This window comes from Shewanella sp. Arc9-LZ, from assembly GCF_010092445.1.
GTDB lineage: Bacteria > Pseudomonadota > Gammaproteobacteria > Enterobacterales > Shewanellaceae > Shewanella.
In genome coordinates this window covers 4,825,661-4,840,925 of record NZ_CP048031.1, presented here as the reverse complement: position 1 = coordinate 4,840,925, position 15,265 = coordinate 4,825,661, and the positions used below count along the sequence as shown (strand labels likewise).

The following is a 15,265-nucleotide window of genomic DNA, read 5'->3' as shown; positions in this document are numbered from 1 at the left end:
AGACTCTTGATAGAGTAAAAGCAATCAGCTTTCCGAATTATTATTTAATGCATCAAGAATAGTGCGTTAGATAAACAAAATTTGTCTGGAAACCATAGAGCTGTGGCACCACCTGATCCCATTCCGAACTCAGAAGTGAAACACAGTATCGCCGATGGTAGTTTGGGGTCTCCCCATGCGAGAGTAGGTCATTTCCAGGCGCCTAATAAGCTTCAAGTAGTAGCTTTTGCTGATATGGCTCAGTTGGTAGAGCGCATCCTTGGTAAGGATGAGGTTCCCCAGTTCGATTCTGGGTATCAGCACCAAGAATAATCTAGTGTTACGTCCTAGAGAAGAGTTTGTCTGGAAACCATAGAGCTGTGGCACCACCTGATTCCATTCCGAACTCAGAAGTGAAACACAGTATCGCCGATGGTAGTTTGGGGTCTCCCCCATGCGAGAGTAGGTCATTTCCAGGCGCCTAATTGACTTGAGAGAGTCGCGAAACAGCCCGCTATTATGTAGCGGGCTTTTTTTCGTCTGCAATTTATAGTGTAGAGTTTGTTATTGGTCAAAACATGGCAGCAGTTTGTCGAATATGCCCATGTGTGAGTAGGTCATTTCCAGGCGCCTAATAAGCTTCAAGTAGTAGCTTTTGCTGATATGGCTCAGTTGGTAGAGCGCATCCTTGGTAAGGATGAGGTCCCCAGTTCGATTCTGGTATCAGCACCAAGAATAATCTAGTGTTACGTCCTAGAGAAGAGTTTGTCTGGAAACCATAGAGCTGTGGCACCACCTGATCCCATTCCGAACTCAGAAGTGAAACACAGTATCGCCGATGGTAGTTTGGGGTCTCCCCATGCGAGAGTAGGTCATTTCCAGGCGCCTAATTGACTCGAAAGAGTAGTGATAAGCCCGTTACTAACGTAACGGGCTTTTTTACGTTATAATTTATAGTATAGAGTTTGTTATTGGCCAAAACATGACAGCAGTTTGTCGAATATGCCCATGCGTCCCCTTCGGGGATAAAAGAGTAGGTCATTTCCAGGCGCCTAATTGGCTGCAATAGTCGCGAAACAGCCCGCTATTATATAGCGGGCTTTTTTGTATCCAAAATTTGTATCGTGCCGGGAGTTAATTCATCAATCTAGTTCATCCTTAAAACATCAACACTGCAGGCCTTTGAATTTGTGCATATACGTCGTTTACAGATTCATTAAGCTACAATAAAAATCATACTTAGGTATCGATTTTTTTGAGGTTTCCTAAGAAGGGTTCCATTACTGCATTGTGCCAGCAGTTATGTCTTTGACTGATACTCTGTCCTATTTGATACTTTCATGGCTTTCATATTGGCTCAAATCAAATGGGGATTTTGTCTTTCACAACAGGCAACTTACCAATGTCTCACATATAAATTTATTACCACAGCTAAATAGGTCCATTTTGTTCTAGGCCAGATACGTTATAAAATCAGACCAGGTTATCGCGCCAACATTACACTCTTGTTGTAACAAACTAGGCGTAACTGTAGGTTCATCATTGGCTATCTTGTAGTGATTTTTTCTCTACTGATTAGTTGGTTACCTCTTAATAATTATCGAACTCCCTTTCTAAGTAACAATAAACGTGAATATTCTCATCGATAATACGGTCTAACTTTCATCCATCAATATCGGCAGATGCGGTTATTAGGTTATTAGGTTATTAGGTTATTAGGTTATTAGGTTATTAGGTTATTAGGTTATTAGGTGCCACTTGCCGTTAATTGATGTCATGACGCAATTCTCTAGGGTTTATGTTGGATTGATAACACCAAAGTGTATCAGTACTCATTATTAGCTCGATTATATGATTGGCCAAACGTGATTTATCTACTTTTGGGCAGCATAGAGCACAAATGCAAAGCTCATCATCAAAATCGATAATATGCTTGCCCATCTGACCAGGGGTAAAATATGAATTTAGTTATCCATGATTGTGGGTAAGTCTGTGGGTAAGGTGTGCCTAAGGTGGTGTTAAGTCGAGTATAAGAATTAATTGATAAATATGCTAAAAAGGCCTTGCGCAAAACCGTGTGGTGCCTATAATGCGCAATCCACTGACACGGCAGACAGCGCAAGCGGTTTACCGAGTCAGGTTGAATTAAGTGCTTCAAACACAGAGTTCAAGGCGAAAAGAAAGTTTGAAAAAACACTTGACGCCAACCCGGGAAAGCGTAGAATACGCACCCCAAGCCAACGACCTAGCGTCAACGGCCGCTGAATGAAAAATCGAAAGATGTTCATGTTAGCAACGTTCTTTAACAATCTAAACAAGAAATCTGTGTGGACATTCACAGGTATTGAGTTATTCGAAATTGTCTTCTGTTCTTCGGAATGTTGGCAATCAAAAAATTACAACTCAATGCAACGATGAATGTTCATAGTAATATGTACAAACATTTAATTGATTCTTCCGAGTCTTTTAAATGAAATCAGAATTCATTGAGCCGAAAGCGTCGTTCTTATTTATAAGAGTGGGGTTTTCAAAAGAACTTTAATTGAAGAGTTTGATCATGGCTCAGATTGAACGCTGGCGGCAGGCCTAACACATGCAAGTCGAGCGGTAACACAAGGGAGCTTGCTTCTGAGGTGACGAGCGGCGGACGGGTGAGTAATGCCTAGGGATCTGCCCAGTCGAGGGGGATAACAGTTGGAAACGACTGCTAATACCGCATACGCCCTACGGGGGAAAGGAGGGGACCTTCGGGCCTTCCGCGATTGGATGAACCTAGGTGGGATTAGCTAGTTGGTGAGGTAATGGCTCACCAAGGCGACGATCCCTAGCTGTTCTGAGAGGATGATCAGCCACACTGGGACTGAGACACGGCCCAGACTCCTACGGGAGGCAGCAGTGGGGAATATTGCACAATGGGGGAAACCCTGATGCAGCCATGCCGCGTGTGTGAAGAAGGCCTTCGGGTTGTAAAGCACTTTCAGTAGGGAGGAAAGGTAATAGTTTAATAAACTATTACTGTGACGTTACCTACAGAAGAAGGACCGGCTAACTCCGTGCCAGCAGCCGCGGTAATACGGAGGGTCCGAGCGTTAATCGGAATTACTGGGCGTAAAGCGTGCGCAGGCGGTTTGTTAAGCCAGATGTGAAATCCCCGGGCTCAACCTGGGAATTGCATTTGGAACTGGCGAACTAGAGTCTTGTAGAGGGGGGTAGAATTCCAGGTGTAGCGGTGAAATGCGTAGATATCTGGAGGAATACCGGTGGCGAAGGCGGCCCCCTGGACAAAGACTGACGCTCATGCACGAAAGCGTGGGGAGCAAACAGGATTAGATACCCTGGTAGTCCACGCCGTAAACGATGTCTACTCGGAGTTTGGTGACTTAGTCACTGGGCTCCCAAGCTAACGCATTAAGTAGACCGCCTGGGGAGTACGGCCGCAAGGTTAAAACTCAAATGAATTGACGGGGGCCCGCACAAGCGGTGGAGCATGTGGTTTAATTCGATGCAACGCGAAGAACCTTACCTACTCTTGACATCCACAGAAGAGACCAGAGATGGACTTGTGCCTTCGGGAACTGTGAGACAGGTGCTGCATGGCTGTCGTCAGCTCGTGTTGTGAAATGTTGGGTTAAGTCCCGCAACGAGCGCAACCCCTATCCTTATTTGCCAGCACGTAATGGTGGGAACTCTAGGGAGACTGCCGGTGATAAACCGGAGGAAGGTGGGGACGACGTCAAGTCATCATGGCCCTTACGAGTAGGGCTACACACGTGCTACAATGGCGTATACAGAGGGTTGCAAAGCCGCGAGGTGGAGCTAATCTCACAAAGTACGTCGTAGTCCGGATCGGAGTCTGCAACTCGACTCCGTGAAGTCGGAATCGCTAGTAATCGTGGATCAGAATGCCACGGTGAATACGTTCCCGGGCCTTGTACACACCGCCCGTCACACCATGGGAGTGGGCTGCAAAAGAAGTGGGTAGTTTAACCTTCGGGAGAACGCTCACCACTTTGTGGTTCATGACTGGGGTGAAGTCGTAACAAGGTAGCCCTAGGGGAACCTGGGGCTGGATCACCTCCTTACCTATACGACTAACTCAATACCTAAAGTGCAGCGATGCATGTGAGTGTTCACACAGATTACTTGTTAACTTCTTCGGAAGTAGAGTGAAACACACCGCTTGCCGGTTAAGTGTTGTTCTTTAACAATTTGGAAAGCTGATAGTACTAACTAAAGGCGCATGAATGATGATTCGTTGTCGTTTGTGTGATTACGTTAGTGCGAAAAACGTTAATGCGAAAGCATTAACACTTGAGTTCTCAAAACACTGTTTAAGTGTCTTGAATATTCTAAAAACTAAGGCGAGTCCACTTCCTACCCTGGAGGTGAGACAAGTAAAAACCAGCTGGTCATAATACGACCCTGTTTTTCTTACTTTATTTCGATAAGGTAAGCGCAGTTAATCGAAACGGTGTCTAAGCCGTGAAACGAATGAGAAAGGAGTGTAGCAGCGCTACATGACTGACGAATGAGGTTCACAATAACGACAGCGTGATGAGTAACAAGCGAAAAAAGAAAGACTCATTTGGGTTGTATGGTTAAGTGACCAAGCGTATACGGTGGATGCCTTGGCAGTCAGAGGCGATGAAGGACGTAATAACTTGCGAAAAGCGTTGGCGAGCTAGTAATAAGCATTTGAGCTAACGATATCCGAATGGGGAAACCCAGCAGCATAAGCTGTTATCACTACATGAATACATAGTGTAGTGAGGCAAACCCGGGGAACTGAAACATCTAAGTACCCGGAGGAAAAGAAATCAACCGAGATTCCCCTAGTAGCGGCGAGCGAACGGGGATTAGCCCTTAAGTCTATGGGGTGTTAGTGGAATGTGTTGGAAAGCACAGCGGCACAGGGTGATAGCCCCGTACATGAAAACTAACCATAGATGAAAACGAGTAAGGCGGGACACGTGACATCCTGTTTGAATATGGGGGGACCATCCTCCAAGGCTAAATACTCCTGACTGACCGATAGTGAACCAGTACCGTGAGGGAAAGGCGAAAAGAACCCCTGTGAGGGGAGTGAAATAGAACCTGAAACCGTATACGTACAAGCAGTGGGAGCGGTTCTTGAGACCGTGACTGCGTACCTTTTGTATAATGGGTCAGCGACTTACATTTTGTAGCGAGGTTAAGCGAATAGCGGAGCCGTAGGGAAACCGAGTGTTAACTGCGCGTTTAGTTGCAAGGTGTAGACCCGAAACCGAGTGATCTAGCCATGGGCAGGTTGAAGGTTGAGTAACATCAACTGGAGGACCGAACCGACTTATGTTGAAAAATGAGCGGATGACTTGTGGCTGGGGGTGAAAGGCCAATCAAACTCGGAGATATCTGGTTCTCCTCGAAAGCTATTTAGGTAGCGCCTCGAGCGAATACCATTGGGGGTAGAGCACTGTTAAGGCTAGGGGGTCATCCCGACTTACCAACCCTTTGCAAACTCCGAATACCAATGAGTACTACTCGGGAGACAGACAGCGGGTGCTAACGTCCGTTGTCAAAAGGGAAACAACCCAGACCGTCAGCTAAGGTCCCAAAGTGTATGTTAAGTGGGAAACGATGTGGGAAGGCTTAGACAGCTAGGATGTTGGCTTAGAAGCAGCCATCATTTAAAGAAAGCGTAATAGCTCACTAGTCGAGTCGGCCTGCGCGGAAGATTTAACGGGGCTAAACATACCACCGAAGCTACGGGTGCATTTCATTAGAGATGCGCGGTAGAGGAGCGTTCTGTAAGCGGTTGAAGGTGAAGGGGTAACCCACACTGGACGTATCAGAAGTGCGAATGCTGACATGAGTAACGATAAAGGGAGTGAAAAACTCCCTCGCCGGAAGACCAAGGGTTCCTGTCCAACGTTAATCGGGGCAGGGTGAGTCGACCCCTAAGGTGAGGCCGAAAGGCGTAATCGATGGGAAACAGATTAATATTTCTGTACTTCCGCTAACTGCGATGGAGAGACGGAGAAGGCTAGGCTAGCGCGGCGTTGGTAGTCCGCGTTTAAGGTGGTAGGTTGATTTCTTAGGCAAATCCGGGAAATCGTACTTTAATGTACAGGCTGAGAGCTGATGACGAGTCACTAAGGTGATGAAGTAGTTGATGCCATGCTTCCAGGAAAATCTTCTAAGCTTCAGGTTAGCGGGAATCGTACCCCAAACCGACACAGGTGGTCGGGTAGAGAATACCAAGGCGCTTGAGAGAACTCGGCTGAAGGAACTAGGCAAAATGGTACCGTAACTTCGGGAGAAGGTACGCTCTTGTTGGTGATGAGACTTGCTCTCTAAGCTGACGGGAGTCGCAGATACCAGGTGGCTGCAACTGTTTATCAAAAACACAGCACTGTGCAAAATCGCAAGATGACGTATACGGTGTGACGCCTGCCCGGTGCCGGAAGGTTAATTGATTGGGTTATCTTCGGAGAAGCTCATGATCGAAGCCCCGGTAAACGGCGGCCGTAACTATAACGGTCCTAAGGTAGCGAAATTCCTTGTCGGGTAAGTTCCGACCTGCACGAATGGCGTAATGATGGCCACGCTGTCTCCAGCCGAGACTCAGTGAAGTTGAAATTGCGGTGAAGATGCCGTATACCCGCGGCTAGACGGAAAGACCCCGTGAACCTTTACTATAGCTTGGCACTGAACATTGAACCTACATGTGTAGGATAGGTGGGAGACTTTGAAGCTTGGACGCTAGTCTGAGTGGAGTCAATCTTGAAATACCACCCTTGTAGTTTTGATGTTCTAACTCTGGCCCTTTATCGGGGTTGAGGACAGTGCCTGGTGGGTAGTTTGACTGGGGCGGTCTCCTCCCAAAGAGTAACGGAGGAGCACGAAGGTTGGCTAAGTACGGTCGGACATCGTACGGTTAGTGCAATGGCATAAGCCAGCTTAACTGCGAGACATACACGTCGAGCAGGTACGAAAGTAGGTCATAGTGATCCGGTGGTTCTGAATGGAAGGGCCATCGCTCAACGGATAAAAGGTACTCCGGGGATAACAGGCTGATACCGCCCAAGAGTTCATATCGACGGCGGTGTTTGGCACCTCGATGTCGGCTCATCACATCCTGGGGCTGAAGTCGGTCCCAAGGGTATGGCTGTTCGCCATTTAAAGTGGTACGCGAGCTGGGTTCAGAACGTCGTGAGACAGTTCGGTCCCTATCTGCCGTGGGCGTTGGATGATTGAAGGGAGCTGCTCCTAGTACGAGAGGACCGGAGTGGACGAACCGCTGGTGTTCGGGTTGTCATGCCAATGGCATTGCCCGGTAGCTACGTTCGGAATCGATAACCGCTGAAAGCATCTAAGCGGGAAGCGAGCCCTAAGATGAGTCATCCCTAGAGCTTTAAGCTCTCTAAAGGGCCGTAGGAGACTACTACGTTGATAGGCAAGGTGTGTAAGCGTTGTGAGGCGTTGAGCTAACTTGTACTAATGACCCGTGAGGCTTAACCATACAACCCAGATGGGTTTTACTGATACGACTTAGTATTAGAATGAGGCGCTTAAACAGTGGTCATAAAATGCTCCATGCATTGATGACATCAAGTACATCCGTGTACTTGTGGAACTCAAGACTCTTGATAAGAGTAAAAGCAATCAGCTTTCCGAATTATTATTTAATGCATCAAGAATAGTGCGTTAGATAAACAAAATTTGTCTGGAAACCATAGAGCTGTGGCACCACCTGATCCCATTCCGAACTCAGAAGTGAAACACAGTATCGCCGATGGTAGTTTGGGGTCTCCCCATGCGAGAGTAGGTCATTTCCAGGCGCCTAATTACTCGAAAGAGTAGCTTCACTATGAAGCGAGTCTCCTAACCATGACACGTTAGCGACTTAAAAAGCATTTAGCATCGTGCGTAAGCAATTTGCTAAAGGAGCGGTAGTTCAGTTGGTTAGAATACCGGCCTGTCACGCCGGGGGTCGCGGGTTCGAGTCCCGTCCGCTCCGCCAATTACATAGAAGCCTCGTCTAACGACGAGGCTTTTTTGTATCTGAAGCTTACCCATTTTTCCCGAACAGATATCAACAGCCACAAGCGCTGCATTAATTTAGTTGGTCCAACAACGTTCCCGGTATTGCTTTGCATTCATCCAATCTATTTGGACGGTTGACTCTCAATCAATAGAAAGTGACCAGTCACGCCGGGGATTTAGGTCCACTCTTATTATCATTGTCTGCTTTGTCATGATATCAAAGTCTCGTCTAACGACGAGGCTTTTTTTGTATCTGAAATTTACGTGTTATACCAATCTCATTAAATATCTGGTCAGTTCAGCGTCTCTCAGGTTTTTCAATTCAAGGCGCATTGATGTAGAAATGGTTGTTGCCTTTTTAATCGATGTAACACAGAAGTGGAATAACTGAGAGACTCCATTCTGGCGGGTTTCAAAGTCCTTTATGCTTTGTTAGATGTTTCAAAATACGACGGCATGGTATATTTTTTTCCATAAAAAATAAGACATCCCCACCATCCATGGCGGTCAGATGCTGGAGGTAGAGTAACGCAGGAGCTTATTACCGAGAATCACTATTCGATTCAATCATCTGCCTTGCCTACAGCACTTTGAACTCCCGCTGAAAGATCACATATTTAATAGGATTGGTATTAACTCCAAATTGATATACATAGCAAAAAGCTGAGTGTTAGTTAAGTTAGATTAAAAGTTTATCGAGATTGTGTACCATTTATTATTGGGTGTGGATTATAGAGATAATAAAATAGCCTTTGTCGTATGGGCCGCTGGTTCATTGTTTATTGCTGTAGTTAGTTTTAGGGAATACTAATTGTTAACTAATTAAGCAGAGGAAAATGGTTGAATATAGACACTTGCTCGGTATTGGTACTGCAGATAACGAATATGATATTAATAGTTATCCGCAGTTATTGCCATGCAGGTTACTTTTATCTGCATGGCATGAGTTTGTTAGTAATCGCTTAGACGTTCTACGATAAAGTCGACAAAACCTGTTCGGTTAATATTAAACAGTACTTTTGCATTGTGCGGTTTACCGGTTAATTGATAGCGATCAACCACTGTCATTCCCTGTGTATATTCACCTTTCGTTTCAACACCCACCCAACAATCAACCGTAGTAAACAGCGATGGATTAAGTAACCATGCGATGGTGCAAGGATCATGTAGTGGTGCGCCGGTGAATCCCCATTTGGGGTCGCGGTGATAAATCATAAAAAAGTCGAGTAATTCCGCAACACATTGCGCGATAGGATTTTTAATGGCTCTAATTCGCTCAATATCCTCATCCATAATCTGGGCTTCGTGAGTCACATCTAGTCCGCACATTACGATTGGCAAGCCAGATTTGAATACCATATCTGCAGCTTCTGGATCGACAAAAATATTAAATTCAGCAGCTGGTGTCCAATTGCCCACACCTGCAGCGCCACCCATCAGAACGATACTATCTATGTTGTGATGTAACTCAGGATGAGCAGCTAGAAACAGCGCAATATTAGTTAACGGTCCAGTTGGAACAAGTGTGACGGGTTGCTTACTGTTACGCACTTTTTCGGCCATCAGTTCAATAGCCGTTTGTTCTACAGGTGCAAAGGCTGGATCGGGCAATTTGGGTCCATCCAGACCACTCTCGCCGTGAACATTATCTGCAATGATCAGATCACGAGCTAATGGCTTAGGGGCGCCACTTGCAACGGGTATATCATGACGACCCAATAGTGTTAGTACACGTAAAGCATTGTTTAAGGTTTTGTCTGGTGTTTGGTTGCCTGCACTGGTGGTGACAGCTAATACATCAAGCTTTGCAGAGCTAAGCGCTAAAATAAGTGAGATGGCATCGTCATGACCGGGATCACAGTCGAGAATTACAGGACGTTTCATGGGTAATTTCCTTATTCTATAAGAGGGTATAATGTACCACTATGACTGTTGTGTGCTTAATGCTTAAGAACTAAAAATGTGATCTAATATACAATGGCATAGTGGTTGAAGAAATGCTCGAGAGTAACTTGCCTTAGCTCGGCGACTATTTCAATTATTCTCGATACCAATAATGTAATTAAACATGTCGTTAAGAGTACATTCTTGTAAAATACAGTGCTTTTTATTTAGTGGGTAAAGTTATGGATTGTCGTTTGGGTTGTGGTGCCTGCTGCATTGCGCCTTCTATCACTAGTGCAATACCAGGCATGCCAATGGGGAAACCTGCTGGGGTGCGTTGTATTCAATTAAATGCCGATAATCTGTGTATGATTTTTGGTCAACCAGAACGTCCAGATGTTTGTGCTGAGTTTAGTGCAAGTATTGATGTGTGCGGCACCACAAATGAACAAGCTTTATGGTTGATCACTGATTTAGAGTCTTCAACATGCTAATCTGCGTTTATTACTTACCTTGGATATTTTAGATCATGCAATTAACCCGATATACAGATTTTGGTATTCGCATTTTGATGTATCTTGCGGTGCAATCTGAACGCGAAAGTTTGTTTCGAATAGCTGAAGTGACTAGTGTGTTTGACCTTTCTTCAAACCATGTAGCCAAGATTATCCATCAATTGGGAAAAAAGGGATATTTGCAGACGGTCAGAGGTAAAAGTGGTGGTTTTAGATTAGCAAAAGCTGCTGATGAGGTGTTAATTGGGCAATTGGTCCGTGATTTAGAGCATTCACTATCACCTATTGATTGTGACTCACCTTATTGCCGATTTACGCCAATATGCCAATTAAAAGGCGTGTTGGGTCAGGCTGTTACAGCTTATCTGGCGGTACTTGATCAATATACCTTAGCTGATATTGTATCCAATAAAACGGAAATTTTATCTACACTACCTGACTTATCTATTTCAGTGTTGCAGTTGGATTAGGCAGACTTGCTGTCGTGACATTCATATCATCAAATAATTGAGATGTTGGTACTAATGTGATGCCATTATCGTTCAAACGAGCTAAATTAGCGTTTAAAAATCGAATGGTCTCTGGGTAAGGATGTGCAATAACAACCAGCTTATCTTGCCGTTTGGATTGCGTAATCATCTGCTGAAACTGACGTTCAAGCGCACGTTCACTAATGTCGTTATCTAAAAATATGTGTCTTCTCAGTGATGGTACTCCAAGCTGCATCGCTTTGTTGCTGGCTTTGGTATATTTAGTGGTAAAACTATCGACAAAAAACAACTGCTGCTGTTTTAAACTCTGCATTACCCATAACATCGGTTCATCCATTTGAGTCAGTAAACTCCCCATATGATTATTAGCCCCTTTAGCAAACGGGATATTAGAGAACGCACTTTGTAACTGTTGTTTAATTTGTGTCTCATTCATATCATTGGTTAGCCCTCCAGGTCCTAAAGCTTTGCCATTTAAGGCTTGCATTGGTAGGTGTAACATTATTTCATGACCTTTATGATAACCATCTTGCGCAAGTTTTTGTCCTAGCGGAGTATGGGGCAACACCGATAAAGTGATCGAAGTGGGTAATGACAATGCTGCTTCGTCAGTTAGGCGATAACCAATATCGTCAATGATAATGGCTAATTTAGTCGCTGTAGCGGGCATGATGCTACATAAGCATAGTAGGAGTAATAGTAGGTTTCGCACGAATTTAGCTTATCTGGTTGTGTGAGTTTTATTGTTCAATGATATCTATATAACGGCGTGATTATAGACACAGTTATGGCCATTGATATAGTGCTAATTGCTAGGGAGGTTTACCGCTTCCTTTTGCAAGGCATCATTCGATATTGAGTAATAAGTTCAATGATTGAATATTAGCAGTACGTGTTTTGCTATTAACGACAATAATAGGCTGGGTCGACAGCCTTACCTTTATTACGGATTTCGAAATATAACCCTGGTTCGCTTTGCCCACCTGAACGGCCAACAAGCGCAATAGACTCGCCAGTTTTCACCATATCTCCAGGTTGTCTTAATAGTGTTTGGGCGTGACCGTATAGGCTCATATAACCCTTACCATGATCAATAACTAACACCATACCAAAACCACGTAACCAGTCGGCATAAATAACTTTTCCTGATGCCACTGCATTGATATTTTGTCCTTCAGGTGCGGCAAGTACAGTCCCTTTCCAAACAATTTGTCCAGAACGGTTGCTACCAAATCGTTTACTCACTCTGCCGTTAGTTGGCCATTTTAATTTGGCTTTTTGACTGACTAATCCATCCATGGTTGGATTGGCTTTTGCGGCAAGCATTGCTTGTTGCACTATACGTTTTAAACTTGCCTCTTCTATTTGCAGTTGCTCTAATTCCGCACCTTTACTGGATAAGGTTCTTTGTAGTTGAGTCAATGTTTGTTGGCGTTGGCCTTGCTCTTTGGTTAATTGCAGCGCTTGTTGCTTTTGATCTATCACTAAAGCATTGAGTTTTTGCTTTGCTGTTACTTGCTGTTGCTTAACTTTATTAAGATCAATGCTAGTTTGCTTGAGTTGTTGAATAGCTTTTATGCGGGCATTGTTGAGAAATTGATAATACGCCAGCATGCGCTCAACTGTGGCCGGATTTTGCTGATTCAGCATCATCTTAGTGTAATCATGATTACCTGCCAAATAAGCGCTAGATAACTGTTTTGATAAGGTGTCTTGCTGACTTTTTTTAAGCTTGGCTAAATCTATCTGCTGTTTATCCAAGTTGCTAAGTTTGGCGTTAACTTCAGTCAACGAATTTTGTGATTGATTGACTTTTTTAGCTGCTTTTGCAATCGCTTGCTCGTCACTTTTTAGTAACGCAATAAGCTTCTCGCGTTGCCTTGAGGTGTCTTTGAGTGAATTTTGTTGTTGGTTTATTTGTGCTTGAATAGACTTCAAAGCCGACTGGCGTGAAGACAAATCAGCACTATTTGCCGTAAATGAAAAGATTAGAAAGCCAGCAACAATGCTGGCTTTAATAAATAAACGAGTTATCACGAGTTAATGTTTACTCTTTAAGGTCAATGATACAGCGTCCACTCATTTCTTTCGGGATGCTTTGGCCCATTAAGGTTAACATAGTTGGCGCAATATCGCTCAAGCGTCCACCATCTTTTATCACGGCATCACGACCGACATAAACGAACGGTACCAAGTTACTGGTGTGAGCTGTAAATGCTTGTCCGTTAGAAGGATCTTTCATTTTTTCGGCATTACCATGATCGGCAGTAATCAAGCATTCGCCATCAACTTTAGCTAACGCTTCGACGACACGACCAATACATGCATCAACCGCTTCACACGCTTTAACTGCGGCATCAAAGTTACCGCTATGGCCGACCATATCACCATTTGGATAGTTACAAATGATGACATCATATTTTGTAGATTCTATCGCGGCGACCAATTTATCGGTTAATTCTGTCGAGCTCATTTCAGGTTGCAGATCATACGTTGCGACCTTAGGTGACTGAATTAAAATACGATCTTCACCTTCGAATGGCTCTTCTTTACCACCATTGAAAAAGAAAGTCACATGAGCATATTTTTCAGTTTCCGAAATACGCAGCTGGGTCTTACCCTGGTTTTGCAGGGTTTCGCCTAAAGTATTGACTAAATCACTCGATGGATAGGCTACCGGAGCATTAATGTCTGCAGCGTAGTCAGTTAACATCACAAAGTTGATTTTTGGTGTTTTATTACGTTTAAACCCGTCAAAATCTGGATTCACGAAAGTGCGGGTGATTTGGCGAGCACGATCTGCACGGAAATTCATAAATATCAGTGAATCATTATCGCTTAATTCGGCAGCTTCGCCTTGCGCATCAACAATGGCAGATGCTGCAACAAACTCATCGTTTTCATCACGAGCATATGCCGCTTCAAGCGCTTCTGGTGCCGAAGCATAAGCGAACTTACCTTTAGCTTCGGTGATTAATTCGTAGGCTTGCGATACGCGATCCCAACGATTATCACGATCCATGGCAAAATATCGACCAATAATTGAGGCTGTACGGCCATGACCTAATTCAGCAAATAGCTCATCAAAATGGACCAAGCTATTTTTTGCGCTACGAGGTGGCGTATCACGGCCATCTAAAAAGGCATGTAAGTACACTTTTGTTGCGCCGCGTTCAACAGCCATACGGCACATAGCTTCAATGTGCTCTTCATGGCTGTGTACACCACCGGCAGACAATAGCCCCATAATGTGCACCGCACCATTTGCGGCAATGGCTTTGTCTACTGCATCGCAAAGTGCTGCGTTTTGTTCAAACTCATGGTCTACAATTGCTTTACTGATGCGGGTGAGTTCTTGATAAACAATTCGGCCAGAACCAATATTGATATGGCCAACTTCAGAGTTACCCATTTGACCATCGGGTAATCCGACGTCAATACCAGAACCTGAAATAAGACTGTGAGGGTATTGTGCATTGAGCTTATCTAAGACAGGAGTGTTTGCATGAAAAACCGCGTTATCTTGCGTGTCTTCACTGTAACCCCAACCATCAAGGATAAGTAATGCGAGTGGACGTTTTTTAGCCATTTGCAAGTACCTTATTAAGTTAAAATAGAAGTGTTATAAAATTTCAATTGTATGAATATTACTACTTATCGATAGTGTGCAAAAGGCATATAGGTTTGAAGATATAACTAAAGCAGCTGATAACGAGGGGCGAGTCACGAATAACTCGGCTTAAACCGTTTATTTTAGGTGTTTCTTTAATGAAAACTGCCGAGCAAAACGATATACTCGAGGCCATCTCATCTTAGTCATCGTCAGAGAAATCAGTAATTATGCAAGAATATATGGAATTTTTTAAAGCGAATCCAATGTTAAGCTTAGCGTGGGTCGGCTTGTTTGTAGCACTTGTTGTTAGTGTCATTAAATCTGGTACATCAAAAGTGAAAAATGTCAGTCATCAAGAGCTAACACTCATGGTGAATAAGCAAGATGCCAAACTCGTTGATGTGCGTGGCAAAGAAGAATTTAAGAAAGGCCATATTGTTGATTCACTCAATGTGACCTTATCAGAAATTAAAAATAATCAAGTCACTAGCCTTGAAAAGTTTAAAACTAGCCCCATTATATTAGTATGTAACTCAGGTATGACATCGTCACAAGCAGCTCAACTTCTTACTAAACAAGGATTTGAAAACGTGTTTAACCTTAAAGGTGGCATGGGCGAATGGCAAGGTGCTAATTTACCAGTAGTGAAAAGCAAGCGTTAATATGGTTGCTTAATGGTATTCAGTGTTAACGAATTTGGGTATGAGTTAACACGGTTTATTATCAAGATCTTGTTCGTTATCATTTATCGAGCTGGA

General features: G+C 44.0%; 7 protein-coding genes, 3 tRNA genes and 6 rRNA genes. 12 read left to right on the top strand and 4 right to left on the bottom strand.

Translation table 11 applies throughout. The features are described 5' to 3' along the window. The first annotated feature begins 84 nt into the window (after positions 1 to 84). The 9 genes from rrf (GUY17_RS20780) to GUY17_RS20740 all read left to right on the top strand — a co-directional run bounded on the left by rrf (GUY17_RS20780) (position 85) and on the right by GUY17_RS20740 (position 7,981). Positions 85 to 200, top strand: a 5S ribosomal RNA gene (gene rrf / locus GUY17_RS20780). A gap of 28 nt (positions 201 to 228) precedes the next feature. After that, a tRNA-Thr gene (locus GUY17_RS20775) sits at positions 229 to 305 on the top strand. Between the two features lie 36 nt (positions 306 to 341). Next, positions 342 to 458 (top strand): 5S ribosomal RNA (gene rrf / locus GUY17_RS20770). A gap of 178 nt (positions 459 to 636) precedes the next feature. Continuing rightward, positions 637 to 711: transfer RNA gene (locus tag GUY17_RS20765), tRNA-Thr, on the top strand. A gap of 36 nt (positions 712 to 747) precedes the next feature. Next, a 5S ribosomal RNA gene (gene rrf / locus GUY17_RS20760) occupies positions 748 to 863 on the top strand. A gap of 1,655 nt (positions 864 to 2,518) precedes the next feature. Continuing rightward, positions 2,519 to 4,061 (top strand): 16S ribosomal RNA (locus tag GUY17_RS20755). A gap of 514 nt (positions 4,062 to 4,575) precedes the next feature. Beyond that, positions 4,576 to 7,480 (top strand): 23S ribosomal RNA (locus tag GUY17_RS20750). A gap of 203 nt (positions 7,481 to 7,683) precedes the next feature. Next, positions 7,684 to 7,799: ribosomal RNA gene (gene rrf / locus GUY17_RS20745) — 5S ribosomal RNA — on the top strand. Together the 16S, 23S and 5S rRNA genes with 3 tRNA genes alongside form the textbook arrangement of a ribosomal RNA operon. 105 nt (positions 7,800 to 7,904) lie before the next feature. Beyond that, positions 7,905 to 7,981, top strand: a tRNA-Asp gene (locus GUY17_RS20740). Between the two features lie 974 nt (positions 7,982 to 8,955). On the opposite strand, the gene rihA is transcribed toward GUY17_RS20740, so the two are convergent. Next, positions 8,956 to 9,888, bottom strand: a complete 933-nt coding sequence (rihA, locus tag GUY17_RS20735) for a pyrimidine-specific ribonucleoside hydrolase RihA (RefSeq protein ID WP_162024219.1) — start codon at positions 9,886 to 9,888, stop codon at positions 8,956 to 8,958. A gap of 242 nt (positions 9,889 to 10,130) precedes the next feature. On the opposite strand from rihA, the gene GUY17_RS20730 reads away from it, so the two are divergent. Then, a complete protein-coding gene (locus GUY17_RS20730) occupies positions 10,131 to 10,382 on the top strand; it encodes a YkgJ family cysteine cluster protein (RefSeq protein WP_011639430.1) in 252 nt (83 codons plus the stop codon). Between the two features lie 35 nt (positions 10,383 to 10,417). Beyond that, a complete protein-coding gene (locus tag GUY17_RS20725) occupies positions 10,418 to 10,873 on the top strand; it encodes an Rrf2 family transcriptional regulator (protein WP_101088681.1) in 456 nt (151 codons plus the stop codon). On the opposite strand, the gene GUY17_RS20720 is transcribed toward GUY17_RS20725, so the two are convergent. The 3 genes from GUY17_RS20720 to gpmM form a co-directional block, all read right to left on the bottom strand. Then, positions 10,848 to 11,564: a divergent polysaccharide deacetylase family protein gene (locus GUY17_RS20720; protein WP_162024218.1), complete on the bottom strand. Its 717-nt coding sequence runs from the start codon at positions 11,562 to 11,564 to the stop codon at positions 10,848 to 10,850. The two genes, GUY17_RS20725 and GUY17_RS20720, sit on opposite strands and share 26 nt — an antisense overlap. Before the next feature lie 233 nt (positions 11,565 to 11,797). Further along, positions 11,798 to 12,931 (bottom strand): murein hydrolase activator EnvC, encoded by a 1,134-nt coding sequence (locus GUY17_RS20715; RefSeq protein WP_101088679.1) that lies wholly within the window; start codon positions 12,929 to 12,931, stop codon positions 11,798 to 11,800. 10 nt (positions 12,932 to 12,941) lie between these two features. After that, a complete protein-coding gene (gpmM, locus tag GUY17_RS20710) occupies positions 12,942 to 14,483 on the bottom strand; it encodes a 2,3-bisphosphoglycerate-independent phosphoglycerate mutase (RefSeq protein ID WP_162024217.1) in 1,542 nt (513 codons plus the stop codon). A gap of 251 nt (positions 14,484 to 14,734) precedes the next feature. On the opposite strand from gpmM, the gene GUY17_RS20705 reads away from it, so the two are divergent. Further along, complete coding sequence (locus tag GUY17_RS20705) at positions 14,735 to 15,169, top strand: rhodanese-like domain-containing protein (RefSeq protein WP_101088677.1); 435 nt, start codon at positions 14,735 to 14,737, stop codon at positions 15,167 to 15,169. The last annotated feature ends 96 nt before the right edge of the window (positions 15,170 to 15,265 follow it).

Coding starts and splice junctions, on each gene's coding strand:
- rihA (WP_162024219.1), bottom strand. CDS start 9,888: ATGAAACGTCCTGTAATTCTCGACTGTGATCCCGGTCATGACGATGCC.
- GUY17_RS20730 (WP_011639430.1), top strand. CDS start 10,131: ATGGATTGTCGTTTGGGTTGTGGTGCCTGCTGCATTGCGCCTTCTATC.
- GUY17_RS20725 (WP_101088681.1), top strand. CDS start 10,418: ATGCAATTAACCCGATATACAGATTTTGGTATTCGCATTTTGATGTAT.
- GUY17_RS20720 (WP_162024218.1), bottom strand. CDS start 11,564: ATGCCCGCTACAGCGACTAAATTAGCCATTATCATTGACGATATTGGT.
- gpmM (WP_162024217.1), bottom strand. CDS start 14,483: ATGGCTAAAAAACGTCCACTCGCATTACTTATCCTTGATGGTTGGGGT.
- GUY17_RS20705 (WP_101088677.1), top strand. CDS start 14,735: ATGCAAGAATATATGGAATTTTTTAAAGCGAATCCAATGTTAAGCTTA.